Genomic DNA, 26,970 nt, shown 5'->3' with positions numbered 1-26,970 from the left:
CGCGCTGAATTCTGCCAATAATCAGTTGTCGATTCCGCCTAAATCCTGCATCGTGAGTGGCTGTTTTTCATGATGCTAAGGAGCCGGCATGTTATTCACTTTTTTCCGCCTGGTATTTCGCCTGCTGTGGCGGGTGGAATTACGGGGCGATACCGCTGAACTGCATAAGCAGAAAGTGCTGATTACGCCCAATCACACCTCGTTTCTGGATGGGGCGCTGCTGGCGCTGTTTCTGCCCATCAAACCGGTTTTTGCGATCTATTCGTCGATCAGCGATCACTGGTTTTTACGTCTGATCAAACCCTATGCGGATTTCGTCCCGCTTGACCCCATGAAGCCGATGGCGCTGAAGCAGCTGGTGCGGCTCATCGACAGCGGTCGCCCGGTGGTGATTTTCCCCGAGGGCCGCATTACCGTCACCGGATCGCTGATGAAGATCTACAGCGGGGCAGGCTTTGTGGCGGCAAAATCTGGTGCAACCGTGGTGCCGATGCGCATTGAAGGCGCAGAATTTACCCCCTTTGGTCGCCTGGCGGGCGTCTTTAAGCGCCGTTTGTTCCCCCGCATTACCCTGAACATTTTACCCGGCACCCATATTCCAATGCCTGAGGCGAAGCGCGCCCGTGATCGCCGCGTGCTGGCCGGTGAGCACCTGCACCATATTATGATGGAAGCGCGCATGGCCGTGCGCCCGCGGGAAACCCTGTTCGAGGCCTTTCTCAATGCCCGCCAGCGCTACGGCGCCTTTAAACGCTGCATTGAAGACGTAAATTTCAAACCCGACAGCTACACAGGCTTACTGAAAAAAGCCCTGGGCGTTGGCCGTATTCTGGAACGTTACAGCCAGCCCAAAGAATATGTCGGACTGCTGCTGCCCAACGCGACGGTCACGGCGGCGGCAATCCTGGGCGCGTCCCTGCGCGGGCGCGTGCCCGCGATGCTGAATTACACCGCAGGCGTCAGCGGCATGCGCGCGGCGCTCACCGCCTCCCAGGTGAAAACGGTGTTTACATCCCGCCAGTTTCTGGACAAAGGTAACCTGTGGCACCTGCCGCAGGGCCTGACAGAGGTGCAGTGGATCTACCTGGAAGATCTGAAAGAGACCGTGACGCTCAAGGACAAGCTCTGGATACTGGCGCACCTGATTGTGCCGCGCCAGGCCCAGGTGGCGCAGCAGCCTGAAGAGGCGGCGATGGTGCTGTTTACCTCAGGATCGGAAGGCCATCCCAAAGGTGTGGTGCACTCCCACAAAAGCCTGCTGGCCAACGTTGAGCAGATCCGTACCGTGGCGGACTTTACGCCGCGCGACCGCTTTATGTCGGCCTTGCCGCTGTTTCATGCTTTCGGCCTGACCGTGGGGCTGTTCACACCGCTGATGACCGGCGCCCAGGTGTTTCTTTATCCAAGCCCGCTGCACTACCGGATTGTGCCGGAGCTGGTTTACGACCGTAACTGCACTGTGCTGTTTGGCACCTCTACGTTTCTGGGCAACTATGCCCGCTTTGCTCAGCCCTATGACTTTGCGCGCCTGCGCTACGTGGTGGCCGGGGCGGAGAAGCTGCAGGAGAACACGCGCCAGCTGTATATGGACAAGTACGGTATCCGCATTCTGGAAGGTTATGGCGTGACCGAATGCGCACCGGTGGTGGCGATCAACGTACCAATGGCCGCCAAAGCGCATACCGTTGGCCGCATCCTGCCCGGGATGGATTCTCGTCTGATGTCGGTGCCGGGCATTGAAAACGGCGGTCGCCTGCAACTGCGTGGCCCCAATATCATGAAGGGCTATCTGCGGGTCGAAAACCCCGGCGTGCTGGAAACCCCGGCGGCCGATAACGGCGAAGGGCAGATGGAAGCAGGCTGGTACGATACCGGCGATATCGTCAGCTTCGATGATGGCGGCTTCTGCCAGATTCAGGGGCGCGCCAAACGCTTTGCGAAAATAGCTGGCGAGATGGTGTCGCTGGAGGTGGTGGAGCAAATCGCCCTGAAAGCCTCACCGGATAAACAGCATGCTGCCTCGCTACGCCCTGACGGTAATCGTGGTGAAGCATTAGTGCTGTTTACTACCGACAGCGCACTGGCGCGTGACGGCCTGCAAAAAGCCGCCCGCGAGCTGGGAGCCGCCGATCTGGCCGTGCCGCGCGATATCCGCGTCGTAAAAACGTTGCCCTTACTCGGCAGTGGTAAACCTGACTATGTCACCCTGAAAAAAATGGCGGAAGAGGAACAGGCATGATGGTAGAACGTGATGCGCCGTTATTGTCGCGCGGCATGATAGCGGTAATGGTGGCGCAGTTTTTCTCGGCGTTTGGCGATAATGCCCTGCTTTTTGCTACTCTGGCGCTGTTGAAAAACCAGTTCTACCCCGACTGGAGCCAACCGGTCCTGCAGATGCTGTTTGTCGCGACCTATATCCTGCTGGCCCCCTTTGTGGGGCAGATGGCTGACAGTTTTGCCAAAGGCCGGGTGATGATGTTTGCCAACAGCCTGAAGCTGCTGGGCGCGATGATCATCTGCTTTGGTTTTAATCCTTTCCTGGGTTACACCCTGGTGGGGATCGGCGCGGCGGCGTATTCGCCCGCCAAATACGGCATCCTCGTGGAAATTGCCCATGACGAGAAGCTGGTTAAAGCCAACGGACTGATGGAAGCCTCGACCATTGCGGCCATACTGCTGGGTTCTGTGGCGGGCGGCATTCTGGCGGACTGGAATCTGGTTGCCGCGCTGGCGGTCTGCGCCCTGACCTATGCCGTGGCGGTCACTGCAAACCTGTTTATTCCCAAACTGCAGGCTGCACGTCCCGGCCAGAGCTGGAACTTTGCCGCGATGCTGCGCAGTTTTAGCCGCGCGACGCGCGTGCTGTGGAATAACCCCGAAACGCGCTTTTCCCTGCTCGGCACCAGCATGTTCTGGGGCGCTGGCGTCACGCTGCGTTTTCTGCTGGTGCTGTGGGTGCCGGTGGCGCTGGGTATCCAGGATAACAAAACCCCAACCACGCTGAATGCCATGGTGGCGATAGGGATCGTGGTCGGCGCGGCGCTGGCGGCCAGGCTGGTGACGCTGGAAACCGTGCGCCGCTGTATGCCTGCCGGTGTGCTGATTGGGGTGATGGTAGTGATTTTCTCGCTGCAACATACCATGCTGAATGCTTACCTGCTGCTGCTGGTGATTGGCGTACTGGGCGGTTTCTTTGTGGTGCCGCTTAACGCGCTGTTGCAGGAGCGAGGCAAACAGAGCGTCGGCGCTGGCAATGCGATTGCGGTGCAGAACCTGGTTGAAAACACCGCCATGTTGGTGATGCTTGGGCTGTATACCTTAGCCATTCGGACCGGTGCGCCTGCGGTGGCGACCGGCATCGGCTTCGGCGCGCTGTTTGCGCTGGCGATTACCGTACTGTGGCTGTGGCGTCCGTCCTCCCGCTCCTGATGTAACAACGGCAGGGCGCGCTGGCCCTGCCGTTATCTCCCTCTCTTCTTCTTCCTCTTCCTGACGCTGTCGCCAGTGAAACGGTGTCTCTTTTTTAGCGACGTTTTATATTTACTATTCAAAATAATATAGTTTATTTGGTTATTGTTTTTGCTGTTATTTTATTTTAATTACCATAACTTTTTGCAATGAATAATTAATTTAAACTTGAAATCGAATTCAAGGTTAAAAAATTTGAAATAAATATTTATTTATTATTGCCGATTAATTTCTGGCTTCCTTTGAGAATTCACTCGGGGAAAGAAAGGAGCTTGGTTTAATGAATATGACGCAAAGACTCTCTCTGGCTTTTTCACTTCTGGCAGGTTCGTTAATTATTCTAGGGATCGTAACCATTTCACTTCTCTCAGGTTTTCAGGCGAGATTTGAATATGTGCAGGTAAACACGATTGATTCGCTCAAAGTGCTGAATCGGTTGGTAGATGAAAGTAATCGCCTCTCTGTGGCGTTATATCGACATCAGACTGAAGATGAGAGCGGTAAACTGGCCAGCCTTGAAACGGTGATTCAAAAACGCATCGAGGATATTTCGACATTAACGAAATATTATTTCGATAATGATATTACCAATGACGAAGATCGGGCGATGACGGATAAGTCACTCCGGCTGATCGATGCCGTTAAACAAAGTCTGCCAGCGTTTCTCACAGCCTCCCGGTCGCATCAGAATGCACTCAGCCTGGCGTTGTTAAGTGATGGTGAAGGCATTGGCGGCGCTATCAGCCAGCTCAAAAGTAGTTATCGCAATCAGTTCGAGTTCAACAGCAAAATTGGTGAAGCGTTACGTCTGCAAAACCAACATATTTATCAGTTGACCAAATGGGGCATGGTGGCCGGTATCGCACTGGCGATTATCGGCCTGGGCATGTTGACGATTTTAACCATCATGCGCGTCCGTCACAGCCTGAACGCCATTGGCGAGCTGATGGAGCGTGCCAGCACCCATCTTGATCTTTCCCTGAAGGCCGATGACAGCCGACGTGATGAAGTTGGCATCATGGCGCGGTCTTATAATCGTCTGATGGAAAGCATCTCCGCCGCCTTGCATGCGGTCAGCAGCGCTTCACAGTCGGTCAGCAGTGCGTCGGGCCAGATTGCGGCGGGCAATGAGGACCTGTCTGCCCGCACCGAAGAGCAGGCTGCCTCGCTGGAGCAAACCGCGGCCAGCATGACCCAAATCAGCGAAACCGTCAGGCAGACCGCAGACAACACGCGCCAGGCAAGTCACCTTGCAGAAAACACGCGCAACCTCTCCGACACCAGTTCAGCCGCGCTCAATACGATGCTGGAGACAATGCAGGCGATTCGTGACAGCTCGGGTAAGGTGGGGGAGATTATTACCCTGATTGAAGGCATTGCGTTTCAGACCAATATTCTGGCGCTGAACGCGGCGGTCGAAGCGGCCCGCGCAGGGGAACATGGGCGCGGCTTTGCGGTTGTGGCGGGCGAAGTGCGCAATCTGTCGCAGCGGTCCACCACCGCCGCCCGTGAAATCAAAGCGCTGATTCAGACGTCCAATGGGTTGATCGCATCGGGAACGTCCCAGGCGGATAACGTGAATAACAATATGGAGACGATGCGCAGTGCAGTCAGTCAGGTCACCGATCTGGTTAACGAAATCGCCGCCGCGGCCACCGAGCAGAGTCAGGGGATTTCTCAGGTGCATCAGGCGGTTAATCAGATGGACGATGTGACTCAACAGAATGCGGCCCTGGTCGAAGAAGCCTCGGCCGCGTCGCTCTCTTTACAGGAGCAGGCCGATACGCTTGCTGCGCTGGTGCGGAAATTCACGCTCGCAGGTCCGCAGGCGGCGGTAGCTACGCCTCAGCGTAAATCTGCAGCGGTTGCGGCACCCAGACCGGTGCTGGCCCTGGCGACAGGCGGGCAGGATAACTGGGAACGTTTTTAAGAGAACAGGTCTGAAAGCACCGTGAACGGTCGGCGGTGAGAAGGGCAAGTCCTTCGTTTTACGCCAGCCCGGAAGTCGCGTGCGCACCCGGTGCGCACGCTTTTTTATCAACGACGCAGCGCGATCGCTTCAATCTCAATCTTCACGTCTTTTGGCAGACGGGCCACTTCCACGCAGGAACGCGCCGGGAAGGGCGCATTATGCTCGGTAAAAAAGGCTTCGTAGGTGGCGTTTACGGTCGCAAAGTCATTCAGATCTTTCACGAAGACCGTGGTCTTCACGATATCGGCAACCTTCAGGCCCGCCGCTTCCACGATCGCCTTCACGTTTTCCAGCGACTGACGCGCCTGTGCTGAGACGTCTTCGGCGACGTCGCCCGTGGCCGGGTTCACCGGAATCTGACCCGAGGTGATGATCATGCTGCCGAGATCAACGCCCTGCACGTATGGGCCGATAGCCGCTGGGGCTTTTTCCGTACTGATTTCACGAGACATCATTTCTCCTTAGATAAAGGCCGTGGCAGCAAAGGCGCTGCCCGCCATAAAACGCGGTTCATTATAAGCGCGGCAGGGCCGATTAAAAGTGACCCAATACCACATGACGGGCGAACTCTTTCTCACAGTATTTACATTTCAGGTGCACCTCATCGGCGCGATGCTTCACGGCAAAGCTGGAGCACACCGGTTCGCTGCGGCTGATGCAGTTGCTGTTCGGACAGGTCAGCACCCGGTCTATCCGGTCCGGCAACGTGGGCGCGATCTTGGCGACCACTTCATAATCATCAATGCGGTTGACGGTGGCGTGCGGCGCATAAAACGCCAACTGATTGATCTGATCTTCCGTAAGGTAAGTGTTTTCGATCTTAATCAGATCTTTGCGGCCCATCTCACCGGATGGCAGGTTCAGGCCGATGGTGATGCGCTGGTCGGTTTCGGTCAGACGAAACAGCGACAGGAGCTTAAAGCCCACCTGCGCAGGGATATGATCGATAACCGTGCCATTTTTGATGGCTTCGACCTGCAGTTTGTTATCCTGGCTCATACTGTCACTCCTTACAGGGCGGTGTCGCGGTTTAAGACCAGTGCCAGCAAAGCCTGGCGTGCGTAGATGCCGTTACCGGCCTGCTGGAAGTACCAGGCGTACGGCGTGCTGTCCACGTCGGTAGTGATTTCATCAATGCGCGGCAGCGGATGCAGCACCTTCATGTTATCGCGGGCACCGTTCAGGTCTGCCGCGCGTAAAATAAACTGCGCTTTGACGTTGGCATATTCGGATGGATCGAGCCGCTCTTTCTGCACCCGCGTCATGTAGAGAATATCCAGCTCTGGCATCACCTCTTCGAAACTGTCGTGGCGTGACCAGGCAATATTCTGCTCATCCAGCATATCCGTAATATAGGCCGGCATCGCCAGCGCATCCGGGGCGATAAAGAAGAAGCGGTTGCCGTCAAACTTGGCCAGCGCCTGGGTCAGTGAGTGCACGGTGCGACCATATTTCAGATCACCGACCATCGCCACGTTCAGGTTGCTGAGTCGGCCCTGGGTTTCATGGATGGTAAACAGGTCCAGCAGGGTTTGCGTAGGATGCTGGTTTGCCCCGTCTCCGGCATTCAGAATCGGAATGCCATTGGAAAACTCCGTAGCCAGTCGCGCAGCGCCCTCCTGCGGGTGACGCATTACAATGGCATCCACGTAAGTGCTGATCACGGAAATGGTATCGGCCAGGGTTTCCCCTTTTTTGCCCAACGAGGTATTGCTGCCGTCGGCAAAGCCCACTGCGGACGCGCCCAGGCGATGTATCGCGGTTTCAAATGACAGTCGGGTGCGGGTCGAGGCTTCGAAGAAGCAACTGGCTATCACGTTATGCTTCAGCAGTTCCGGCTGAGGGTGGTTTTTTAGCTGCGCAGCGGTGTGCAGCACCAGCTCCAGCTCGTCGCGGCTGAGATCGTTAATTGAAATGATATGCTTGCGATATAGCGGGTTAGCCATAGCTCTCTCCTCTGCGCGGCCGGATAACGGACAAAAAAAAGCCCCTTATACAGGGGCTTTTTTAAGATCGGTTCGATGACGGAAAGAAACAGCGGTGCCGCCTGCATTGAGGCGAGGTAGCGCGTCACATTGTCCACGATGCTGTTGCATGTTTCCTCCGGCAAATTGTGGCGCATTATACGCCATCAGGAATGCGCATCAAGGAAAAATCGCGCAGCAGGTAAACGTTTGCGGTTGCCCGATCAGCGCTGTCCCAGGGTGGCTATCATTACCGCTTTAATGGTGTGCATACGGTTTTCCGCCTGGTCAAAGACGATGCTGTGTGCCGATTCGAAGACGTCATTGCTGACTTCCATTCCATCCTGCAGGCCATACTGTTCCGCCATCTGACGACCCAGCGTGGTCTGATCGTCATGGAATGCCGGTAAGCAGTGCAGGAATTTCACCTGCGGGTTGCCGGTCAGCGCCAGCATTGCACTGTTCACCTGGTAGTTGCGCAGCAGGGCAATGCGTTCTTCCCACACTGCTTTCGCTTCACCCATGGAAACCCAGACATCTGTATAGATGAAATCGGCACCTTTAACGCCTTCGGCGATATCGTCTGTCAGCGTGATTTTGCCGCCGGTCTTCTCTGCAACCTGACGGCATTGTGCCACCAGTCCGGCTTCCGGCCAGCAGCTTTGTGGCGCGACCATACGCAGATCTAAGCCAACCTGCGCGGCGGCTTCCAGCATGCTGTTGCCCATGTTGTTGCGCGCATCACCCACGTACACCAGCGTCATCTCGCTGAGCGGCTTGCCTGGCAGGTGTTCCTGCATGGTCAGCAGATCGGCCAGCAGCTGCGTTGGGTGGAACTCGGTGGTCAGGCCGTTCCAGACCGGTACACCGGCATGTTCAGCCAGGGTTTCGACCAGCGCCTGGCCGTAGCCACGGTACTGAATGCCGTCATACATGCGGCCCAGCACGCGCGCGGTATCTTTCATCGACTCTTTATGGCCAATCTGGCTACCGTTTGGGCCGAGGTAAGTCACGTTTGCACCCTGATCGTATGCGGCAACTTCGAAAGAGCATCGGGTACGGGTCGAGTCTTTTTCGAAGATGAGCGCGATGTTTTTGCCTTTCAGGTATTGGGTTTCACTGGCGGTTTTTTTTGCGCGTTTTAATTCGGCGGACAGGCTCAGCAAATAGTCAATTTCCGCCGGGGTAAAATCCAGCAGCCTGAGGAAATGACGTTGATACAACTGACTCATACAGCACTCCGGTACGGGTTTCATAATGAATTAAAATTCAATCTAACCGTATGAATATGCATTTTCAACCCTGGCGAGAATAATCTTTTATGTTTTGTGTAGTGGCGCGACAGGCAGTATGGGAAAATAATCACTTATTGCCGAACTCAGAGAGGATATCGCCATGGCATTTGAAGCATTGTTGGAAGAGCAGCGTGAAGAGACGCGGCTGATCATCGAAGAACTGTTAGAGGATGGCAGCGATCCCGATGCGCTCTATACCATTGAGCACCATCTCTCCTGTAACAACTTCGACTCACTCGAAAAAGCGGCGGTGGATGCCTTTAAACTGGGCTATGAAGTCACCGAGCCAGAAGAGCTGGAGCTGGAAGACGGCACGACCGTGATGTGCGTGGACATTCTCAGCGAAGGCGCGCTGAAAGCGGAAATCATCGATGCCCAGGTAGAGCAACTGGTAAACCTGGTGGCGAAATACAACGTTGACTACGACGGCTGGGGCACCTATTTCGAAGATCCGAATGCCCCGGATGACGATGAAGACGACGGCGAGGCTATCGACGAAGACGACAACGGCATTCGTCATTAATTAACGCCGGGCGGAGCCTGCTCCGCCTTTTCTGTTCCCCTGTGTTGTCTGACCGTCATGAATTACGCACCCTTACTTGAACCCATACATCAGTTTTTACGCTGCCGCACACCTCAGGCCTGGATTGATGAGGCGCGCAAACCAGAAAACCTGACTCTGCTGCTCACCGATCATCTGGTGTGCGAACTCAAAGCGGCCCAGACCGCGGTGTGGCTGATCCGCAAATACGTTGCTGACAAGCCCAGCGGTGACCAGATTCTGGCCTGGCTGAAGCCTTACGAGAATTTTATCTTTCGTGAGGACGGCGACAGCGATTTTATCAATGCGCATAAAACGCTGACCAAAGCCATTATCGTGCGCAACGAACTGCCGTGGGCTGACGATCTGGTTGAGAAGATGGTGCTGCTGATCAAAGAAGAGCTGCACCACTTTTATCAGGTGTGGGAAATTATGCAGTCGCGTGGGCTGGTTTATCAGAAAATCACCTCAAGCCGTTATGCGAAAGGTCTGCTGCGTGAAGTGACCACCCACGAACCCGATACGCTGGTGGATAAGCTGATTTGCGGTGCCTATATTGAGGCGCGCTCCTGCGAGCGTTTCGCCAGCCTGGCACCTTACCTGGACAGCGAATTAGAGAAGTTCTATATCTCGTTGTTGCGCTCAGAAGCCCGTCATTATCAGGACTATCTGACGCTGGCGGCGCAGATTTCGCCAAAAGATATTACGGCGCGCGTGCGGGCGATTGGTGAGGCAGAGGCGAAGCTCATTGCTGAGCCGGACACGGAACTGCGCTTTCACAGCGGTGTGCCGGCGTTCTGATGAGAGTAAACGGTCTCTATCTATGACCGTTTACTGTTTGTAAATGTAATCAGATAGAATTTATTTATAATAAAAAGATAAATATTAAGTGTTAGTTTAATGCGAATGCGTTACCTCAGATAAATATAATTTGCGTCACTCATCACAGAATGTTTTTTCTGCTCTGATTTTTATTTGCGGAATAAGTATATTGCCCTTGCCGAATTAGGGTTGTTATTTTTCAAGCAAAACCTGATTCATAATTCTTCTCTGCCAGAGAGGATTATGAATCGGGTTTTTTTTCGTCGGGTATAACCCGGAAACAGAATTAGCGACTTTCTTTGAGGCCACTTTTCCTGAAAAGCGTTTAATGGAAGGATTCATAAAATGAGGAGAAAGACCTGTATTTCGCTATTTATCTTGCCCTTTTTGCAGCCACCTGTTGCATGGGCTGAGTCTTCGCAAGCGTTAGCGCTCTCTGACTCCGCTTTCCTGCGCGATTCTCAGTTCAATCTCAGGCTGCGTAATCACTGGAAGTATCTCAAGGAAAATGAAGCACAGCCTGTCACTGTTCATAATGCCTGGGGACAGGCGGCCAGTCTGAATTTTCGTTCCGGCTATCTGTGGGACTGGCTGGGATTTGATGCAACCTATACCCGAGCGATCAGGCTGGCAGCCAGCGACAACTTTGCTACGCGCGGCCTGCTTTACGACAGCGGCGGTAATCAGCGAAAAGCTGATGCGCATGGCTTTAGCAAGTTTGGTCAGCGCTATCTGAAAGTGAAGCTGGGCGACGGGCACGCAGGATTGGAAGGGAAAGCGGGCTGGCAGGCATTAAAAAATACCGGCGTGCTGACCACCACTGACCGCTTATCACGCAATAGTTACTTAGGCTATAGCGGCATGCTGAGCGGACAGAAGGTGCGGCTGGATTTGGCTTACGTGACGAAAACGATCCGACACGACTCGCCAGACAGTCTTGCCCTACAAACGCAGGACAAACGGAAAATTGCTGCGATCTATACGGGCGGCCTGAGCTATAACGGTGAACGCGGACGGTTCACTTATGCATTTGGCGAAGCGGACGCCTACCAGCGTCGCCATGTTATCGAAGCGAGTTACTCCCTTTCTCCGCACTGGCGTTTGTCCTCTCAAGTTTATGGCAGTCAGGGGCTGGAAAATTATAAAAGGATGTCCGCCAGCACAAGATCGTTCGATGATAACGCGTGGCATTATGTTGGTGAAGCTGAATGGATTAACACTGGATGGACACATAAATTCGCTGCCGCCTGGAGCGCCGCGCCCAAACATAATGCGGTGGGATATTATGCGCGCCCGCTGACCAAAAATACCCGTGGTCGTTTTAACTCGCTGACTTCTGCCGGAAAAGATTACACCCGCGATAAAGAACTTGCGCTGGTGTCGCAGACGATGTTTGAAATCTCAAAAGGCGTGTTTAGTGGCATTCAGATTAATTATGGACAGTTTACTTATCGTCATCAGCGTATACGTTCGGGGGAATTTGCGCTCATCAATCGTTTCACTGAACCTCATCCCGCCCTGAAGAATTTATCGATTTTTACATTGTTCGGCTATGGCTGGTCCTACAAAAATAATAAAGAAACACCCGTTTTTAATGCGCAAGGAAGGTATATGCGTTCTCCCAACCTGTCTGCGGAGATTGCGGTTGAGTATAAATTAAACCTGTTTAAATAAGGAAAATACGATGAAAAGAATAGTTAAAGCATTGCTGGTTTTTATGATGGTGGGGACTCTCGCAGGCGAAGCCATCGCCGCCGATGTGACCCTGTTTGTTACGCGGCATGGCAAAACAATGTTTAACACGGTGCAGCGCGCACAGGGCTGGTCCGATACGCCGCTAACCGCTTCTGGGGCGGCGGTAGCGGAGCAGTTAGGGCGAGGACTTCAGCCTCTTACTTTCATCGCAGCCTGGTCCAGTGATGCTGGCAGGGCCAGAGAAACCGCGCAACGTGCTATGAAGTCATGGAAGCGGATTCCCACGCTTAATGAACATAAAGGATTGCGCGAAGTCTGTTTTGGACTTTATGAAGGTGATCTGGATAAGAATATGATTACTGCTGCGGCGCTTCAGGCGGGCTATACCTCTGATGCGGCGATGATGAACGCATTCAGCGCAGGTAAGATTCACATTGACGGGATTATTGATGCTATTCATCGGGCCGAAGCGTCGGGTACAGCCTCACTGCCGGGCATCAACTCCACCGGACAGGCTGAAAGCTATCAGCAGGTGGCAAAACGCATGCTCGAAAGCATGACAGAAATTGCACAGCAGGCTCAGCAGCAGGGCGGTGGTAATGTGCTGGTCGTCAGCCATGGCATGGCGATTACCGCGCTATTGCAAGCCCTTGGCGATACGTCGTTAAAGCAGTCGCTCGAAAATGCGAGCGTTACACGGCTGCGCTACACAGATAGCGGAGAGTTCGTTATTGAATCCGTTAACGACATGCGCTACGTCGAGCGCGGCTTATAGTGCCTTTAGCATTCGCACTTCGCAGTCGACATGGCCGGTGCAGCCCATCGCGCTGTCGATATGCTCAAAGCCCAGTGACTCATAGAGTTTAATCGCCCGTGTCAGGCTGGCGGTGGTTTCGAGATAGCAGCGGCGAAAGCCGTGGCGGCGTGCATGATCCATCGCCCGCAGCGCCAGCTCGCGCGCCAGACCCTGACCGCGCACCGTCGGCAGAAAATACATCTTCTGCAGTTCACAAATGTCAGGTGCGCTGCAGGCGAGAGGCGCAACACCGCCGCCGCCAGCCACCTTGCCCTGATATTCAATAATCCAGTAGGCGCTCTGTTCGGCACTGTACAACTCAAACAGGTGGTCAAGCTGGGGATCGGATACGGTATAGCCCTTGTCTGCCGTAAGGCCGAACTCGGCCGATACGTCGCGAATCACCTGGGCGATGTGCGGATTGTCGGCCGCCGTAATCGGCCGCACCAGGAGGTCAAAACGCGGGTTGGCACTGGTCGTCATCATCTCTTCCGGATTTGTACGAGGTCAAAAAAAAGCCGGGCAAGCCCGGCTTTATGAATAAGCTGTCAGCTACGATGCTTACAATGCCGCAATGACCGCCTGCTGTTCAATCAGTTTTGCTTTTGACTGTTCCATCTCAGCAACGCGCTCGCGCTCTTTGGCGACGACCGCTTCTGGTGCGCGCGAGACAAAGCCTTCGTTCGCCAGCTTGGTCTGGATTTTTTCGATTTCCACATCCAGCTTCAGCAGCTCTTTGGCCAGGCGCTCCAGCTCGGCGGTTTTATCCACCAGATCCGCCATCGGGATCAGCAGCTCTGCGCCTTCGACGATTTTGGTCACCGAAACCGGACCTTTCTCGCCCGCAGGCAGAATGGTCAGGCTTTCCAGCCGCGCCAGGCGTGACAGGAAGTTACGGTTCGCCTCAACGCGGCGCTGGGCAGCAGGGGAGCAGTCACGCAGCAGCACATCCAGCAGCTTGCTGGGCGCGATGTTCATCTCTGCACGAATGTTACGGACGGCGATGATTGCCTGCTTCATCCACTCGATATCGGCCTTAGCTTCAGCATCTTCTTTCGCCGCGTCGTACTGCGGGAACGGCTGCAGCATGATGGTGTCATCGCTGATGTTTTTCAGGCCCTTCACGCGCTGCCAGATGGTTTCCGTGATAAACGGAATAATCGGGTGCGCCAGGCGCAGCAGCGCTTCCAGCACATGGACCAGCGTATGGCGAGTGCCACGCAGTTCTGCTTCGCTGCCGCTGTTCATCACCGGCTTGGTCAGCTCCAGATACCAGTCACAGAACTGGTTCCAGGTGAAGTCATACAGGATGTTCGCCGCAATATCGAAACGATAGCTGTCCAGCGCCTCACGGTAGGCTTTTACCGTATGGTTGAATTCCGTCAGAATCCAACGATCCGCCAGCGACAGCGTCATGTCGCCGCCGTTCTGACCGCAGTCCTGGTCTTCGGTATTCATCAGCACAAAACGGCTGGCATTCCACAGCTTGTTACAGAAGTTGCGATAACCTTCCAGGCGCTTCATGTCCCAGTTGATATCACGCCCGGTCGAGGCCAGCGCCGCCAGCGTAAAGCGCAGGGCATCTGTACCCGATGGCTCGATGCCGTTCGGGAACTGCTTCTCGGTGCGCTTGCGGATTTTTTCCGCCAGCTGAGGCTGCATCATGTTACCGGTGCGTTTTTCCAGCAGTTCTTCCAGTGAAATACCGTCAACCATATCCAGCGGGTCAATCACGTTGCCCTTGGATTTCGACATTTTCTGGCCTTCTTCGTCGCGGATCAAACCGGTCATATACACGGTTTTAAACGGCACCTGCGGCTTGCCGTTTTCATCTTTGATGAAGTGCATGGTCAGCATGATCATGCGGGCAATCCAGAAGAAGATGATGTCGAAGCCACTCACCAGCACGCTGGTCGGGTGGAAGGTGCGCAGGGCTTCGGTGTTTTCCGGCCAGCCCAGCGTTGAGAAAGTCCACAGGCCCGATGAGAACCAGGTGTCCAGCACGTCATCGTCCTGACGCAGCGCGACATCGGCTGCCAGGTTGTTTTCGCTGCGCACCTCGTCTTCTGTGCGGCCCACATAGACGTTGCCGTTATTGTCGTACCAGGCCGGAATACGGTGGCCCCACCACAGCTGACGGGAAATACACCAGTCCTGAATATCACGCATCCAGGAGAAGTACATGTTCTCGTACTGCTTCGGCACGAACTGAATGTCGCCGTTCTCAACGGCTTCCACCGCCACTTTGGCCAGCGGTGCCGTGCGCACGTACCACTGATCGGTCAGCATCGGCTCGATAACAACGCCACCACGGTCACCGTAAGGCACGGTTAAATCGTGAGGTTTGATCTCTTCCAGCAGACTAAGCGCGTCTACCGCCGCCACGATGGCTTTACGTGCGGCAAAGCGCTCCATGTTCTGGAACGCGGCAGGAATCGCGTCGCTGTAAGCGGTGCTGGCTTCGCCGTTGGTATCGTAAACCTGCGCGCTGTCGCGGATATCGCCGTCGAAGGTCAGGATGTTGATCATCGGCAGCTTATGACGACGGCCCACTTCGTAGTCATTGAAGTCGTGCGCCGGGGTGATTTTCACACAGCCGGTGCCTTTTTCCATGTCCGCGTGCTCGTCACCGACGATCGGGATCAGACGATCAACCAGCGGCAGCATCACAAACTTGCCGATCAGATCTTTATAACGTGGATCTTCCGGGTTAACGGCCACGCCGGTATCGCCCAGCAGGGTTTCCGGACGGGTGGTCGCAACGACCAGATAATCTTTACCGTCGGCGGTTTTCACGCCCTCTGCCAGCGGATAGCGGATATGCCACATAGAGCCTTTGCTCTCGCGGTTTTCCACTTCCAGGTCAGAGATGGCGGTACGCAGTTTCGGGTCCCAGTTCACCAGGCGCTTGCCACGGTAAATCAGGTTCTCTTTATACAGGCGCACAAAGACTTCTTTCACCGCATTGGACAGACCGTCGTCCATGGTGAAACGCTCGCGCTCCCAGTCAACCGAGTTGCCCAGACGGCGCATCTGACGGGTAATCGTTCCGCCAGATTCGGCTTTCCACTGCCAGATTTTGTCGATGAACGCATCACGACCGTAATCCTGACGGGTTTTGCCTTCTTCTGCCGCGATCTTGCGCTCAACCACCATTTGGGTGGCGATGCCTGCGTGGTCAGTACCAGCCTGCCACAGGGTATTTTTGCCCTGCATGCGCTGGTAGCGAATCATGGTGTCCATGATCGTTTGCTGGAAGGCGTGACCCATGTGCAAGCTACCGGTGACGTTCGGCGGCGGGATCATGATGCAAAAGCTTTCCTGGCTGGTGTCGCCATTCGGTTTGAAGTAGCCCTGCTTTTCCCAATGCTCGTAAAGCGGCTGCTCAATATCTTGCGGGTTATATGTCTTATCCATTTCTGCTATGTCGTTTGCGGCTGTGGCGGCGTTGCCGTATTCAATTGGAAGCCAACGCTGCGATAGGCTTTATAGCGATCGCGCGCCAGCTGTTTGAGAGCGTCTTCGTAAGGAACGAAGTCTATCACTTCATGGAAAGCAGTAGCAAAATCTGCGAACTGCGGCAGCAGGCTAATCAGCAGGTCGCGTGGCGAATTCCCCCGACGCTGCGGCCATGCCAGCTCTACCGGTGCGCCGTAGCGCGGACCTTCCCCGGCGAGATTGTGGGGCACAAAGGCGTTGGCGGGGCGCTGCCACAGCGCCTCATCAAGGCGAATGGCTTGCTGCTCATCTTCACAGGCGATGAGCACCCGCTTACCGGCCCGCCAGCGTGTTTCCGCCAGATCGCACACCAGCGCTTCAACGGCGGTTAAGCCCTCGCTGGATGCATCGGTTTCCAACACGTAGAAGGTTGCGTTTTTCATCGAATTGCCTGTTTAACGAAAAGAAGGGCGGAGTAAACTCCGCCCCGATGGGGTCGGTTATCCGTACGATTAATCGTCGCCGTTCAGACCGGCACGATTTAACAGGAACTGAGACAGCATCGGTACAGGACGACCGGTGGCACCTTTGGCCTTACCTGACCGCCAGGCGGTACCGGCGATGTCCAGATGTGCCCAGTTATATTTGCGCGCAAAACGGGCCAGGAAGCAAGCTGCGGTAATGGCACCACCCGGACGGCCCCCAATGTTCGCCATATCGGCAAAATTGGATTCCAGCTGTTCCTGATACTCATCGGCCATCGGTAAACGCCAGGCGCGATCGCCGGACTGCTCGGAGGCACCAATCAGCTCATGCGCCAGCGGGTTGTGGTTCGACAGCAGTCCGCTGACGTGATGACCCAGCGCAATAACGCAGGCACCGGTCAGGGTTGCTACATCGATGACGACTTCCGGATCGAAGCGTTCCACGTAGGTCAGCGCATCGCACAGCACCAGGCGGCCTTCAGCATCGGTGTTTAACACTTCAACCGTTTGGCCTGACATGGTGGTCAGCACGTCGCCCGGCCGCATGGATTTACCGTCCGGCATGTTTTCACAGCCCACCAGCACGCCCACCACGTTCAGCGGCAGATTCAGCTCGGCGACCATGCGCATCACGCCATAAACCGAGGCCGCGCCGCACATGTCGTACTTCATCTCATCCATGCTGTCCGCAGGCTTGATGGAGATACCGCCGGAGTCAAACGTCAGCCCTTTGCCGACCAGCACAATCGGACGCGCATCGGTATCCGGGTTGCCTTTGTACTCAATCACCGACATCAGGGATTCATTATGCGATCCGGCACCCACGGCGAGATAGGCGTTCATGCCCAGCTCTTTCATCTGCTGCTCGCCAATCACGCGCGTCGTGATGTTTTTGCTGTAGGCATCAGCCAGCTGACGTGCCTGAGAAGCCAGGTAAGCCGGATTGCAAATATTGGGCGGCATATTGCCAAGATCTTTGGCTGCTTTCACCCCGGCGGCGACCGCCAGCCCGTGTTGAATCGCACGTTCACCGCTGGTTAACTCACGGCGCGTGGGCACGTTAAACACCAGCTTACGCAGTGGACGACGCGGCTCCGCTTTGTTGCTCTTCAACTGGTCGAAGTTATACAGCGCCTCTTTCGAGGTCTCGACGGCCTGGCGCACTTTCCAGTAGGTATTGCGCCCTTTGACGTGCAGTTCGGTCAGGAAGCACACGGCTTCCATCGAGCCGGTGTCATTCAGCGTATTGATGGTTTTCTGAATCACCTGCTTGTACTGGCGCTCATCAAGCTCACGCTCTTTACCGCAGCCAATCAGCAAAATACGCTCTGACAGGATATTCGGCACATGATGCAGCAGCAGCGTCTGACCCACTTTGCCTTCCAGTTCACCGCGGCGCAGCAGGGCGCTGATATAGCCGTCGCTGATTTTATCCAGTTGCTCGGCAATCGGTGACAGACGACGCGGTTCGAAAACACCAACTACAATGCATGCACTGCGCTGTTTTTCCGGACTACCGCTTTTTACACTGAACTCCATGCACTCTCCTGAATCTTAAAGACAACGGCCGCGGCTGCCGCTAGAATGTAGCGCGTTCGTGACCCATTTATTAAGCTAAGCAACATGACAGCGTGCTGCTGGAGGTCATAATGAATCAGGGTGACAAGATGTTGTTTTTTCATCACCCAAACGCGATTACCATACATTTCTAGCGTCGACGACGGCCATTTATGAAGAAAAATGGCTAATAAGCGTTGAAATTAGCGATTTTCCTGCAAAAAGACAAGTTTTCACAGGCGTATTAAGCGTGATCATTATTAGATATCTGGTTCGGGAAACGCTCAAAAGCCAGCTGGCTATCCTGTTTATCCTGTTGTTGATCTTCTTCTGTCAGAAGTTGGTAAGGATTTTAGGGGCCGCGGTGGATGGCGAAGTGCCGACAAACCTTGTTCTGACGCTGTTAGGACTTGGCGTGCCTGAAATGGCGCAACTTATTTTACCCCTAAGCCTGTTTCTGGCGATTTTGATGACGCTCGGGCGGCTGTATACGGAAAGTGAAATTACCGTAATGCACGCCTGCGGCCTGAGCAAGGCGGTGCTGGTCAAGGCGGCGATGGTGCTGATGCTGTTCACCTCGGTGGTGGCAGCGGTGAACGTCATCTGGCTGGGCCCGTGGTCGTCGCGCTATCAGGAACAGGTTACACAAAATGCCAAGGCCAATCCTGGTACTGCGGCACTGGCTGCGGGACAGTTCCAGACGTCCAGCGATGGCAGCGCCGTGCTGTTCCTTGAGAACGTTAAGGGCAATCAGTTTGGTCACGTCTTCCTGGCGCAGCTACGGCCGAAAGGCAATGCCCGACCTTCTGTGGTGCTGGCGGACAGCGGGCACATGGAACAAAAGAAAGACGGTTCACAGGTTGTGACCCTGGACAAAGGGACGCGCTTTGAGGGAACGGCGCTGCTGCGCGATTTCCGTATCACCGATTTCACCAACTACCAGGCCTACGTGGGCTATAAGCAGGCAATACTCGATCCTAACGATGTGGATCAGGCCACCTTCGGCACGCTGTTAGCCAACAAAACGCCAGAGTTTAAAGCCGAGCTCAACTGGCGCCTCACGTTGGTCTTTTCCGTGCTGGTGATGGCGTTGATGGTGGTGCCGCTCAGCGTGGTCAACCCGCGTCAGGGCCGCGTGCTCTCAATGTTGCCTGCGATGCTGCTGTATCTGATTTTCTTCCTGCTGCAGAGTTCGTTGCGCTCAAGCGGTGCCAAAGGCCGCCTTGATCCGGCCATCTGGATGTGGGTGGTGAATCTCAGTTATCTGACGCTGGCGATCTTGCTTAACCTGTGGGATACCGTGCCAATGCGTCGAATTCGTGCGCGCTTTACACGCGGAGGATCGGTCTGATGTTTCGCGTTCTCGATCGCTATATCGGTAAAACGATATTTAATACCATCCTGATGACGCTGTTTATGCTGGTTTCGCTGTCCGGCATTATCAAATTTGTCGATCAGCTGCGTAAAACCGGACAGGGTGCGTACAGCGCTCTGGATGCGGGCTATTACACCTTGCTGAGCGTGCCGAAAGATATTGAAATCTTCTTTCCGATGGCGGCCTTACTGGGGGCGCTGTTAGGTCTGGGTACGCTGGCGCAGCGGAGTGAACTGGTCGTCATGCAGGCAGCGGGCTTTACCCGTATGCAGGTCGCCCTGTCGGTCATGAAGACGGCAATTCCGCTGGTGCTGCTGACCATGGCTATCGGTGAGTTTGTTGCCCCACAGGGCGAGCAGATGGCGCGTAACTTCCGCGCTCAGCAGCTCTACGGTGGTGCGCTGGTGTCAACCCAGAGCGGCCTGTGGGCCAAAGATGGCAACAACTTTATCTATATTGAGCGCGTGAAAGGCGACAATGAAATCGACGGCGTCAGCATTTACAGCTTCAATGATGATCGCCGTTTACAGAGCGTCCGCTATGCTGCGACGGCCAAATGGGATAAAGACAAGAAGCTGTGGGTTCTGTCCCAGGTGGATGAGTCGAATCTGACCGATCCGAAGCAAATTACCGGCTCACAGAGTCTGGGCGGGGAATGGAAAACGAATCTGACGCCAGACAAACTGGGCGTGGTGGCGCTGGACCCGGATGCGCTGTCGATTACCGGCCTCTATGATTACAGTAAATACCTGAAGCAAAGTGGGCAGGAAGCTGGCCGTTATCAGCTCAACATGTGGAGCAAAATCTTCCAGCCGCTGTCCGTGGCGGTCATGATGCTGATGGCGCTGTCGTTTATCTTTGGTCCGCTGCGAAGCGTTTCGATGGGCGTCCGCGTGGTCACCGGTATCAGCTTCGGCTTTCTGTTTTACGTGCTGGATCAGATTTTTGGTCCACTCAGCCTGGTCTACGGCCTGCCGCCCATTTTTGGCGCGATCCTGCCAAGCTTTGCCTTCTTTGCCATCAGTCTGTTTATGCTGATAAAACGGCGCTAAACGCTGAATATCAGAAAGGCCGCGCGATGCGGCCTTTTTTATGGGCGGGCAGACAATAAAACGTTATTTCAGGCTAAGAATGTCTGTCACAGACATAAGGTGCGATGCCCTGTCGCCCTGAACCTGTTTTAGCGACGGGAAGTGCCTGCCAGCGCGGCCTTCAGTTGAGCGCGTGTCATGCGTACGCAATATACTGGCGTCCCGCGTTCGAAACGCCAGCCTTCAGCTAACGGCCCCACATCGACCGGATCGAAGCCAAACGTGTCGTATAACGTAGCGACACGCTTTTTAGCCTGCTCATCATCCCCTGCCAACGGCAGTGCACGTCGGTTCGCATCGCCTGCAGGCAGCCCCTGAACCTCCAGGTCGGTCATCTGAATGGCATTAAACGCTTTTACGACGGTCGCGTCAGGGAACTGCTGGGCCAGTCTTCCGCTAGTGGTTAGCGTACCGTTATCCAGTTCTGCAATCTGTCCATCGCGCTCGGGATAGTAGTTTACCGCATCAATTATTAGCTTATTTTTTAGTCGTGATGATGGAAGCTGTGCCACAGCGTTAAGTGGCACGGCAATCACCACTATGTCGCTAAAGTCCGCCGCTTCCTCTACGGTGCCAGCTTCGCAGCCAATCATAGGTTTCAGGCTAAATAGCGTCTGCGGTCCGCGAGAGTTACTTAACATCACCTGATGGCCTGCCTGGGTTGCCAGTCTGGCGATCGCTCGTCCAACAAACCCTGCACCAATAATGCCGATTTTCATTATGTCGTCCTCCAGTATTGTCGATAGCACTCACGTTAATTAAAAATATTTGGTTGATAAATACGCAGTTAAGAGCAAGATAAACAACAAAAAGGAGGGAATGATGGACAGGCTTACCAGCATGAATGTTTTTGTCAAAGCCGCAGAGACCGGCTCCTTTGCTGCGGCAGCCGAGCAGCTTCGACTCTCACCTCAAATGGTGGCAAAACATATCGCCAGCCTGGAAACGCGACTGGGCACGGTGCTGCTGAACCGCACGACGCGGCGGCAAAGTCTGACGGATGTTGGCCGTAATTATTACGAACGCTGCAAGGTTGTTCTGGCAGAGGCGGAAGAGGCCGACGCGATTGCCATGGAGATGAAAAGCACACCTTCAGGCACACTAAAGGTGAGCGCGCCCCTGACTTTCGGGGCGTTCACTCTGGCACCTTTTATTACCCGTTATCTGGCACGCTATACGGAAATTCAGGTTGACCTGGAACTTAGCGACCGCTTAGTTGAGCCGTTCGAAGAAGGGTACGAAGTAGTGATTCGTATTGGTGAATTAACGGACAGTTCATTAGTTGCATATCCGCTTAAGCCTTATCGGTTGATTGCCTGCGCTTCGCCCACCTATCTGGCACGAATGGGCATGCCCGCAACGCCCGCAGACCTGATGGATCACGTGTGTTTGGTGTATGGCATCTGGTCACCGTCCATGCCTTGTCGTTGGCATTTTCAACGCGCTGGCAGGGTTGAGGAAGTAAAACCACAGGGTCGCTTCCGTTCTAATGACTGGAAGGCGCTGTTGCACGCAGCACTGGAAGGACATGGTGTGACGCTCGGCCCGGCCGATGTGCTGAATGAAGAGATCGAAAAAGGCCGACTTATACAGATTTTGCCTGAATACGATGGACCTGCGCGGCCAATGAATATGTTAATCCCCGCAGGTCGACGTCAGACGGTGAAAATTCGCAGTTTTGTTGATGCCATTAATCAGACATTTGGTCTGCACCGCAGCACAACGGACTGATTCCCGAGGCTATTTTTGGCACGCCAGCAGCGCCTCCACATCTCCCGACACAATCTGCTCAAGGTGCGCAGTAATCCATGCCGGTGATTGGTCCCACCACGCCAGCGACTCCAGTTGGACCACGACCTCTGGCACAAAGCGGGCGCGGACGGGCTTCGCGGGATTACCGCCGACGACCGTGTAGGCTGGCACGTCCGAGGTGACGACGGAACGGGAAGCGATAATCGCGCCGTTACCTACCTTAACGCCGGGCATGATCAGCGCCTCATAGCCTATCCACACATCGTTACCGATCACCGTGTCGCCTTTGTAGGGCAGATCGCCTTCGCCCGGCATCACCTTTTCCCAGCCGTTGCCAAAGATCTGAAACGGGTACGTCGAGATGCCGGACACTTTGTGATTGGCCCCGTTCATTATGAATTGCGCACCTTTGGCAATGGCGCAAAACTTGCCAATAATCAGCTTGTCGCCAATGAAGGGGTAATGGTAAAGCACGTTACGCTCGAAGTTTTCCGCGTCCAGCGGATCGTCATAATAGGTGTAATCACCCACGATGATATTGGGATTGCGAAGGGTGTTCTTGATAAAACACACTTGTGGAAAGCCTGGCAATGGATGAGGATTTGCGGGGGTGGGTCCGTTCATAAAGGCTCCTTTTAGCTGACCTCAGGGTAGCGCTAGCGCGCGACGTTAAGGTGATGCGCTCACGTCTGCGGCGGCGACTTCATCAGCATAACACCCTTTCAGAAGAGTACCTGGTGGTCAGCTTATCCCGTCACAAATCAACGCACCATACAGCGTCTTCGCCTCGGCTAACCGGCTCAGCAGGCAATATTCATCGGTCTGATGCGCCATCGACGGCTCGCCAGGGCCCAGAATTATGCAGGGCGGATTGCCCAGCGCGGGCAACAGCAGAGAAGCATCGGTAAAGTAGGGCACAATCCGCGGCACCAGCGGTGCATCATGCAGTGGCTGGCATCGTTGATAAACCGCCTGAATCCATGCCTGATCGCCTTCACTCAGCACGGCAGGCAGATCCACCAGCGTGGAAACCGTCACACTTTCACCCAGTAAGGTGGTGAGCTGCTGGCGAATGGTGGCGTGCTCAAGATTGGGGGCGCTACGAATATCCACGTCGAACTGCGTGCGGTCAGGCACGGAGTTGATGTTGAGGCCGCCAGAGATGCGCCCGACGTTGATCGTCGGCTGCTTCATTAGTGGATGCGGCGCGCCGGGTGAGAAATGTTGAATTTTACCCAGCGCATCAGCCGCCAGGTAAATGGCATTAATGCCCAGCTCCGGCATCGCGCCGTGGGCGGTTTTCCCCCGGGTTTCACAGCGCAGCCACAGTGCGCCTTTGTGGCCGATAACCGGATAATTCGCGGTAGGTTCGCCCACGATAAGCGCCCCGACCTCGGGCAGCGTGACGTTTTCGATGAGCGCCCGCGCGCCGTCGCAGCCGGTTTCTTCACCGCCGGTGATCAGCAGGACAACGCCCGTACCCTGCCGAATCGCCTGCTGGTGCGTAACGCAGGCCACAGCAAAGGCGGCGACGGCCGCCTTCATATCGCTCGATCCCCGACCGTAGAGCCGATCGCCCGCGATCTCACCAAAAGCATCGTGTTGCCAGTCGGCATTGCCAAGCGGCACCGTATCCAGATGTCCGGTAAACGCCAGTGCAGGTCCGTCTTGCTCGCCGGACATCCGGGCTATCAGGTTACGGCGGCCTTCACCAAAAGTGGACAGCGTGACCTCAAAGCCGTTTTCACCCAGCCAGTCGGCAAAAAACTGCATACAGGCGGCTTCGTTACCCGGCGGATTGATGGTATCAAAGCGAATCAGCTGTAACGCCAGATCCGCCGTGCGGCTGAGGGCCATCAGTGGCGTACCGTTAACCAGTCGAGGCAGTTGATCCACAGCTGGCGATAGCCCTGCCACTGGGAAAACTCCTGCGGCAGCCAGTGGGCCGACATATCGCTGGTCCACACCAGTGAGCGGCCCTGCTGATATTCGCGCACCGCCAGCAGTGGATGATCTGTGCCGGCGACGGTGGCCAGCAGCTTGCCTTCGGGATGCATTTCCACCTCGTTATAGCCAAGCAGCCACGGCCACTCGCCCGGCAAATCGGCAAACACCGCGTGGGATTCCGTCACGCAGGGATAGCAGCCTTCGGGCGTTTCAATCCGGTCGTCCCAGGCCAGGCAGCGCACCGGCAGCACTTTCTCGACCGCCGTATTGCGATAGCGCGCGCCGCCATTGATGCCCTGAAAACTGAAGTAACCGCCAATCATCATCAGGGCACCGCCCGCCGCCACATAATCGTGGATCAGCGTCAGGCGATTCGCCGTGCGTTGGCTCTTCAGCCAGGTATCCGGGTGCAGGAGCAACGTGTTTGCACCGATATCCGACAGAATGATGGCGTCCCACTGTTGCAGCCCCGCCAGGGTCAGCGGAAACGCCGTCGCCGCTGCATGGGCGGGCATATAGGTGATGGCATAATCACTGTCTGCCAGCGCCGCCATAAAGTCGGTCGCGCCGTTGTGCCAGGTGGCAGTCGCAAACTGATCGAAGCCTTTAACGTGTACGGATGTGCTGGTCCAGGATTCGCCGACCAGTAAAATGTTCTTCTGCATTACGCTTCTCCCTTACCCACCAAATACGCGCTGTGGGTTAGCAATCATTAAGGTTTCAAGTTGTTCGCCGCTGACGCCGTGGCGTTTCAGGCGCGGAACAAAATGTTTAAGGATGTAGCCATAGCCGTGGCCGCCGTAGCGGGTGAGCATGGTTTTCAGGAATACGTCCTGGGACAGCAAAATCTGCTCGATAAAGCCGTCATCAATCAGTTCGCGGATAGCGCGGGCGTTCTCTTCGTCGGACGGTGACTGAGCGGACTCATCGGCGTAGTAATAGCTCATGCCGATCATGTCGTATTCCAGAAACGCGCCGCGCTGGGCCAGTTCACGCTGATAGCGCTTGTCGGCAAAGCTGGGGTTCATATGGCACAGCACCACATGACGCAGATCGGCTCCTTCGTGTTCCAGGATATCCAGCACCTTGTGGCCCAGCCGTTCCCAGCCGGGCAGGTGAACTTCAATCGGCACCCGGGTTGCTGCACTGGCGCGGCCTGCTGCCCGCAGGGATTTCTCCTCGCTGGGGGTAAAGCGGCTGGACACGCCGATCTCGCCGATCAACCCGGCGAGTACGTCGGGTTTGTCTTCCCGGCCACCAAGGTCGTAAATCAGCTTGTCAGCCAGCTCCTCGATGCTGAGGGTTTTCACCCACTCCGGGTGCGAAGGTTCCAGGTACAGGCCGGTACTCATGATGATATTCAACCCGGTCAGACGCGCGATGCGCTGCAGGGCTTTCGGGTCGCGTCCGATGCCGATATTGGTCGGATCGACCACCGTTTCACCGCCGAGCGCACGGAATTTCATCAGCTCCTCAATCGCCAAATCCACATCAAACAGCTGACAGTTGTCGCGGCTGATTAACGGGTTGAGTGAGAGCTCGCCCAGGTTTTCCATGCTCACCGGCATGTCAGCCAGGTGGCGATCGCCACAGCAGCAGGGCGGCACCCACTTGCCGGACGCATCCAGCAGAATGTGTTCATGCATCAGCGTGACGCCCATCTCGCTGAGCGGCAGCGGCCCCAGTACCGTCATGACATAACCGCTGTGGATACCAAGCGGCAGAGGGTCCGGATGCCGAAAAATGGAGTGTTTCATCGGCTATCCTTTCGCCGCAGCGCGGGTCGGGTTAAGAATCCGGGTGTTCAGCCAGATCGCCAGCAGAATGATGGTGCCGGTGGCGATCTGGGTATAGAACGGCGAGATATGAGACAGGATCAGGCCATTCTGAATAATGGCGATCGACAGCGCGCCCAGCAGCGTACCAATCACGGTGCCGAAGCCGCCGAACAGGCTGGTACTGCCCAGCACCACGGCCGCAATCACCTGTAACTCGAACCCTTCGCCCTGGTTAGACGAACCGCTGCCCAGACGTGCGGTAATAATCATGCCCGCCAGCGCGGCGGCCATCCCGCTGATGATATACACCTTCATGGTCACGGCTTTGGTGTTAATCCCACTGCGGCGCGCGCCTTCGGCATTTGCCCCAATCGCCGTGACATAACGACCAAAACGCATATGGTTCAGCACGATATGGCCGACAATCAGCACCACAATGCCAATCAGCGCGGGCATCGGCACGCCCAGCACCTTAGCGCGGCCCATCAAGGCAAACAGGCTGTCGGCAGGGATAGGAATGGAGTAACCCTGGGTAATCAGCAGCGCCACGCCGCGCACCACGGCTAAGGTCGCCAGCGTGACGATAAAGGCGGGAATGCCTTCATAGGCGATAAAGAACCCGTTGATGGCACCGACCAGCGCGCCCAGCAGCAGGCCACCCAGCAACACGACCGGCCAGGGCAGTCCCCAGCTATTCAGTGCGATAGCCGACAGTGCACCGACCAGCGCCAGCGTCGATCCCACGGAAAGATCGATCCCGCCGGTGGTGATCACCAGCGTCATGGCCGTGGCCACGATCAGCAAAGGCGCACTCTGGCGAATAATATTGAGCCAGTTGGCACTGCTGAGAAAGTTGCCGGTGATCAGGGAAAACACCACGCAACAGAACACAAAAAACAGCGCGATGCTGACCACGCCAGAGTGGTTGTGCAGCAGGCGACGCGGCAACGAGTGTTGGGCCATACGGGAACCGCTCAGATTCATGATAGTCATC

At 55.5% G+C, this 26,970-nt stretch carries 24 protein-coding genes; 10 read left to right on the top strand and 14 right to left on the bottom strand.

What is annotated here, in order from left to right; all coding sequences use genetic code 11:
• Positions 1 to 88 precede the first annotated feature (88 nt).
• The 3 genes from aas (at position 89) to QNH99_RS19295 (ending at position 5,398) form a co-directional block, all read left to right on the top strand.
• Positions 89 to 2,239, top strand: coding sequence for a bifunctional acyl-ACP--phospholipid O-acyltransferase/long-chain-fatty-acid--ACP ligase (gene aas, locus QNH99_RS19305; RefSeq protein ID WP_063878181.1), 2,151 nt, complete (start codon positions 89 to 91; stop codon positions 2,237 to 2,239).
• Positions 2,236 to 3,429 carry a lysophospholipid transporter LplT gene (lplT, locus tag QNH99_RS19300; protein ID WP_410517090.1) on the top strand — a complete coding sequence of 398 codons (1,194 nt, stop codon included), beginning with the start codon at positions 2,236 to 2,238 and terminating at the stop codon, positions 3,427 to 3,429. The genes aas and lplT overlap by 4 nt, the downstream gene beginning before the upstream one ends.
• A 319-nt stretch (positions 3,430 to 3,748) precedes the next feature.
• Positions 3,749 to 5,398 carry a methyl-accepting chemotaxis protein gene (locus QNH99_RS19295; protein WP_410517089.1) on the top strand — a complete coding sequence of 550 codons (1,650 nt, stop codon included), beginning with the start codon at positions 3,749 to 3,751 and terminating at the stop codon, positions 5,396 to 5,398.
• A 107-nt stretch (positions 5,399 to 5,505) separates the two neighbouring features.
• Here QNH99_RS19295 and ridA read toward each other — a convergent pair whose 3' ends face one another.
• The 4 genes from ridA to argF form a co-directional block, all read right to left on the bottom strand.
• Complete coding sequence (ridA, locus tag QNH99_RS19290) at positions 5,506 to 5,892, bottom strand: 2-iminobutanoate/2-iminopropanoate deaminase (RefSeq protein WP_014606727.1); 387 nt, start codon at positions 5,890 to 5,892, stop codon at positions 5,506 to 5,508.
• A gap of 82 nt (positions 5,893 to 5,974) precedes the next feature.
• A complete protein-coding gene (gene pyrI / locus QNH99_RS19285) occupies positions 5,975 to 6,439 on the bottom strand; it encodes an aspartate carbamoyltransferase regulatory subunit (protein ID WP_063878184.1) in 465 nt (154 codons plus the stop codon).
• Between the two features lie 11 nt (positions 6,440 to 6,450).
• Positions 6,451 to 7,386, bottom strand: a complete 936-nt coding sequence (gene pyrB / locus QNH99_RS19280) for an aspartate carbamoyltransferase (RefSeq protein WP_063878185.1) — start codon at positions 7,384 to 7,386, stop codon at positions 6,451 to 6,453.
• A gap of 242 nt (positions 7,387 to 7,628) precedes the next feature.
• Complete coding sequence (gene argF / locus QNH99_RS19275; protein ID WP_410517088.1) at positions 7,629 to 8,636, bottom strand: ornithine carbamoyltransferase; 1,008 nt, start codon at positions 8,634 to 8,636, stop codon at positions 7,629 to 7,631.
• A 163-nt stretch (positions 8,637 to 8,799) separates the two neighbouring features.
• Here argF and rraB point away from each other — a divergent pair, with 163 nt between their 5' ends.
• The 4 genes from rraB to QNH99_RS19255 all read left to right on the top strand — a co-directional run bounded on the left by rraB (position 8,800) and on the right by QNH99_RS19255 (position 12,532).
• Complete coding sequence (gene rraB / locus QNH99_RS19270; RefSeq protein WP_063878187.1) at positions 8,800 to 9,222, top strand: ribonuclease E inhibitor RraB; 423 nt, start codon at positions 8,800 to 8,802, stop codon at positions 9,220 to 9,222.
• Between the two features lie 57 nt (positions 9,223 to 9,279).
• A complete protein-coding gene (gene miaE / locus QNH99_RS19265) occupies positions 9,280 to 10,041 on the top strand; it encodes a tRNA isopentenyl-2-thiomethyl-A-37 hydroxylase MiaE (RefSeq protein ID WP_410517087.1) in 762 nt (253 codons plus the stop codon).
• Positions 10,042 to 10,407: 366 nt separating this feature from the next.
• Positions 10,408 to 11,736, top strand: coding sequence for a hypothetical protein (locus QNH99_RS19260; RefSeq protein WP_063878189.1), 1,329 nt, complete (start codon positions 10,408 to 10,410; stop codon positions 11,734 to 11,736).
• A gap of 10 nt (positions 11,737 to 11,746) precedes the next feature.
• Positions 11,747 to 12,532 (top strand): histidine phosphatase family protein, encoded by a 786-nt coding sequence (locus QNH99_RS19255; RefSeq protein WP_063878190.1) that lies wholly within the window; start codon positions 11,747 to 11,749, stop codon positions 12,530 to 12,532.
• On the opposite strand, the gene QNH99_RS19250 is transcribed toward QNH99_RS19255, so the two are convergent.
• From QNH99_RS19250 to pepA, 4 genes are all read right to left on the bottom strand, one after another.
• The gene (locus tag QNH99_RS19250) at positions 12,527 to 13,036 is read right to left on the bottom strand and encodes a GNAT family N-acetyltransferase (protein ID WP_096011481.1); all 510 of its coding nucleotides are present in this window, start codon (positions 13,034 to 13,036) and stop codon (positions 12,527 to 12,529) included. The two genes, QNH99_RS19255 and QNH99_RS19250, sit on opposite strands and share 6 nt — an antisense overlap.
• Before the next feature lie 78 nt (positions 13,037 to 13,114).
• Positions 13,115 to 15,970 (bottom strand): valine--tRNA ligase, encoded by a 2,856-nt coding sequence (locus tag QNH99_RS19245; protein ID WP_410517086.1) that lies wholly within the window; start codon positions 15,968 to 15,970, stop codon positions 13,115 to 13,117.
• A 5-nt stretch (positions 15,971 to 15,975) separates the two neighbouring features.
• Positions 15,976 to 16,434 (bottom strand): DNA polymerase III subunit chi, encoded by a 459-nt coding sequence (locus QNH99_RS19240; protein ID WP_063878193.1) that lies wholly within the window; start codon positions 16,432 to 16,434, stop codon positions 15,976 to 15,978.
• 69 nt (positions 16,435 to 16,503) lie between these two features.
• The gene (gene pepA, locus QNH99_RS19235) at positions 16,504 to 18,015 is read right to left on the bottom strand and encodes a leucyl aminopeptidase (protein WP_013024392.1); all 1,512 of its coding nucleotides are present in this window, start codon (positions 18,013 to 18,015) and stop codon (positions 16,504 to 16,506) included.
• Positions 18,016 to 18,283: 268 nt separating this feature from the next.
• Between pepA and lptF the strand changes: the two genes are divergently transcribed.
• Both lptF and lptG read left to right on the top strand, forming a co-directional pair.
• On the top strand, positions 18,284 to 19,384 hold the full coding sequence (gene lptF, locus QNH99_RS19230) for an LPS export ABC transporter permease LptF (protein WP_063878194.1): 1,101 nt from the start codon (positions 18,284 to 18,286) through the stop codon (positions 19,382 to 19,384).
• Positions 19,384 to 20,460, top strand: a complete 1,077-nt coding sequence (gene lptG / locus QNH99_RS19225; RefSeq protein ID WP_063878195.1) for an LPS export ABC transporter permease LptG — start codon at positions 19,384 to 19,386, stop codon at positions 20,458 to 20,460. Before lptF ends, lptG begins: the two co-directional genes overlap by 1 nt.
• 128 nt (positions 20,461 to 20,588) lie before the next feature.
• Here lptG and QNH99_RS19220 read toward each other — a convergent pair whose 3' ends face one another.
• A complete protein-coding gene (locus QNH99_RS19220; protein WP_410517085.1) occupies positions 20,589 to 21,218 on the bottom strand; it encodes an NADPH-dependent F420 reductase in 630 nt (209 codons plus the stop codon).
• A gap of 103 nt (positions 21,219 to 21,321) precedes the next feature.
• Between QNH99_RS19220 and QNH99_RS19215 the strand changes: the two genes are divergently transcribed.
• A complete protein-coding gene (locus tag QNH99_RS19215; RefSeq protein WP_410517691.1) occupies positions 21,322 to 22,230 on the top strand; it encodes a LysR family transcriptional regulator in 909 nt (302 codons plus the stop codon).
• A gap of 9 nt (positions 22,231 to 22,239) precedes the next feature.
• Here the strand turns inward: QNH99_RS19215 and QNH99_RS19210 are convergent, their stop codons facing one another.
• The 5 genes from QNH99_RS19210 to QNH99_RS19190 all read right to left on the bottom strand — a co-directional run bounded on the left by QNH99_RS19210 (position 22,240) and on the right by QNH99_RS19190 (position 26,960).
• Entirely contained in the window at positions 22,240 to 22,875 is a 636-nt protein-coding gene (locus QNH99_RS19210) for a Vat family streptogramin A O-acetyltransferase (RefSeq protein ID WP_410517084.1), read from the bottom strand.
• A gap of 117 nt (positions 22,876 to 22,992) precedes the next feature.
• Positions 22,993 to 24,108, bottom strand: coding sequence for a M20 family metallopeptidase (locus tag QNH99_RS19205; RefSeq protein ID WP_410517690.1), 1,116 nt, complete (start codon positions 24,106 to 24,108; stop codon positions 22,993 to 22,995).
• A complete protein-coding gene (locus QNH99_RS19200; RefSeq protein WP_283355276.1) occupies positions 24,108 to 24,863 on the bottom strand; it encodes a glutamine amidotransferase in 756 nt (251 codons plus the stop codon). The genes QNH99_RS19205 and QNH99_RS19200 overlap by 1 nt, the downstream gene beginning before the upstream one ends.
• 12 nt (positions 24,864 to 24,875) lie before the next feature.
• Positions 24,876 to 25,955, bottom strand: coding sequence for a phosphotriesterase family protein (locus QNH99_RS19195; RefSeq protein WP_410517083.1), 1,080 nt, complete (start codon positions 25,953 to 25,955; stop codon positions 24,876 to 24,878).
• Between the two features lie 3 nt (positions 25,956 to 25,958).
• Positions 25,959 to 26,960 (bottom strand): ABC transporter permease, encoded by a 1,002-nt coding sequence (locus QNH99_RS19190; RefSeq protein ID WP_162287594.1) that lies wholly within the window; start codon positions 26,958 to 26,960, stop codon positions 25,959 to 25,961.
• Positions 26,961 to 26,970: the final 10 nt, after the last annotated feature.

The organism is Pantoea allii (genome assembly GCF_046529425.1).
In the GTDB taxonomy this organism is placed as follows: domain Bacteria; phylum Pseudomonadota; class Gammaproteobacteria; order Enterobacterales; family Enterobacteriaceae; genus Pantoea; species Pantoea allii.
The sequence above is the reverse complement of the archived record's forward strand: the minus strand, read 5'-3'. Positions and strand labels throughout refer to the sequence as shown.

What these genes read in the sequence shown, in the direction of transcription:
- QNH99_RS19210 (WP_410517084.1), bottom strand. Translation starts at nt 22,875, where the DNA reads ATGAACGGACCCACCCCCGCAAATCCTCATCCATTGCCAGGCTTTCCA.
- lptG (WP_063878195.1), top strand. Translation starts at nt 19,384, where the DNA reads ATGTTTCGCGTTCTCGATCGCTATATCGGTAAAACGATATTTAATACC.
- QNH99_RS19220 (WP_410517085.1), bottom strand. Translation starts at nt 21,218, where the DNA reads ATGAAAATCGGCATTATTGGTGCAGGGTTTGTTGGACGAGCGATCGCC.
- pyrB (WP_063878185.1), bottom strand. Translation starts at nt 7,386, where the DNA reads ATGGCTAACCCGCTATATCGCAAGCATATCATTTCAATTAACGATCTC.
- argF (WP_410517088.1), bottom strand. Translation starts at nt 8,636, where the DNA reads ATGAGTCAGTTGTATCAACGTCATTTCCTCAGGCTGCTGGATTTTACC.
- QNH99_RS19245 (WP_410517086.1), bottom strand. Translation starts at nt 15,970, where the DNA reads ATGGATAAGACATATAACCCGCAAGATATTGAGCAGCCGCTTTACGAG.
- QNH99_RS19260 (WP_063878189.1), top strand. Translation starts at nt 10,408, where the DNA reads ATGAGGAGAAAGACCTGTATTTCGCTATTTATCTTGCCCTTTTTGCAG.
- QNH99_RS19215 (WP_410517691.1), top strand. Translation starts at nt 21,322, where the DNA reads ATGGACAGGCTTACCAGCATGAATGTTTTTGTCAAAGCCGCAGAGACC.
- QNH99_RS19205 (WP_410517690.1), bottom strand. Translation starts at nt 24,108, where the DNA reads ATGGCCCTCAGCCGCACGGCGGATCTGGCGTTACAGCTGATTCGCTTT.
- pyrI (WP_063878184.1), bottom strand. Translation starts at nt 6,439, where the DNA reads ATGAGCCAGGATAACAAACTGCAGGTCGAAGCCATCAAAAATGGCACG.
- rraB (WP_063878187.1), top strand. Translation starts at nt 8,800, where the DNA reads ATGGCATTTGAAGCATTGTTGGAAGAGCAGCGTGAAGAGACGCGGCTG.
- QNH99_RS19240 (WP_063878193.1), bottom strand. Translation starts at nt 16,434, where the DNA reads ATGAAAAACGCAACCTTCTACGTGTTGGAAACCGATGCATCCAGCGAG.
- lplT (WP_410517090.1), top strand. Translation starts at nt 2,236, where the DNA reads ATGATGGTAGAACGTGATGCGCCGTTATTGTCGCGCGGCATGATAGCG.
- QNH99_RS19200 (WP_283355276.1), bottom strand. Translation starts at nt 24,863, where the DNA reads ATGCAGAAGAACATTTTACTGGTCGGCGAATCCTGGACCAGCACATCC.
- QNH99_RS19190 (WP_162287594.1), bottom strand. Translation starts at nt 26,960, where the DNA reads ATGAATCTGAGCGGTTCCCGTATGGCCCAACACTCGTTGCCGCGTCGC.
- QNH99_RS19255 (WP_063878190.1), top strand. Translation starts at nt 11,747, where the DNA reads ATGAAAAGAATAGTTAAAGCATTGCTGGTTTTTATGATGGTGGGGACT.
- QNH99_RS19250 (WP_096011481.1), bottom strand. Translation starts at nt 13,036, where the DNA reads ATGACGACCAGTGCCAACCCGCGTTTTGACCTCCTGGTGCGGCCGATT.
- miaE (WP_410517087.1), top strand. Translation starts at nt 9,280, where the DNA reads ATGAATTACGCACCCTTACTTGAACCCATACATCAGTTTTTACGCTGC.
- QNH99_RS19295 (WP_410517089.1), top strand. Translation starts at nt 3,749, where the DNA reads ATGAATATGACGCAAAGACTCTCTCTGGCTTTTTCACTTCTGGCAGGT.
- aas (WP_063878181.1), top strand. Translation starts at nt 89, where the DNA reads ATGTTATTCACTTTTTTCCGCCTGGTATTTCGCCTGCTGTGGCGGGTG.
- QNH99_RS19195 (WP_410517083.1), bottom strand. Translation starts at nt 25,955, where the DNA reads ATGAAACACTCCATTTTTCGGCATCCGGACCCTCTGCCGCTTGGTATC.
- pepA (WP_013024392.1), bottom strand. Translation starts at nt 18,015, where the DNA reads ATGGAGTTCAGTGTAAAAAGCGGTAGTCCGGAAAAACAGCGCAGTGCA.
- ridA (WP_014606727.1), bottom strand. Translation starts at nt 5,892, where the DNA reads ATGTCTCGTGAAATCAGTACGGAAAAAGCCCCAGCGGCTATCGGCCCA.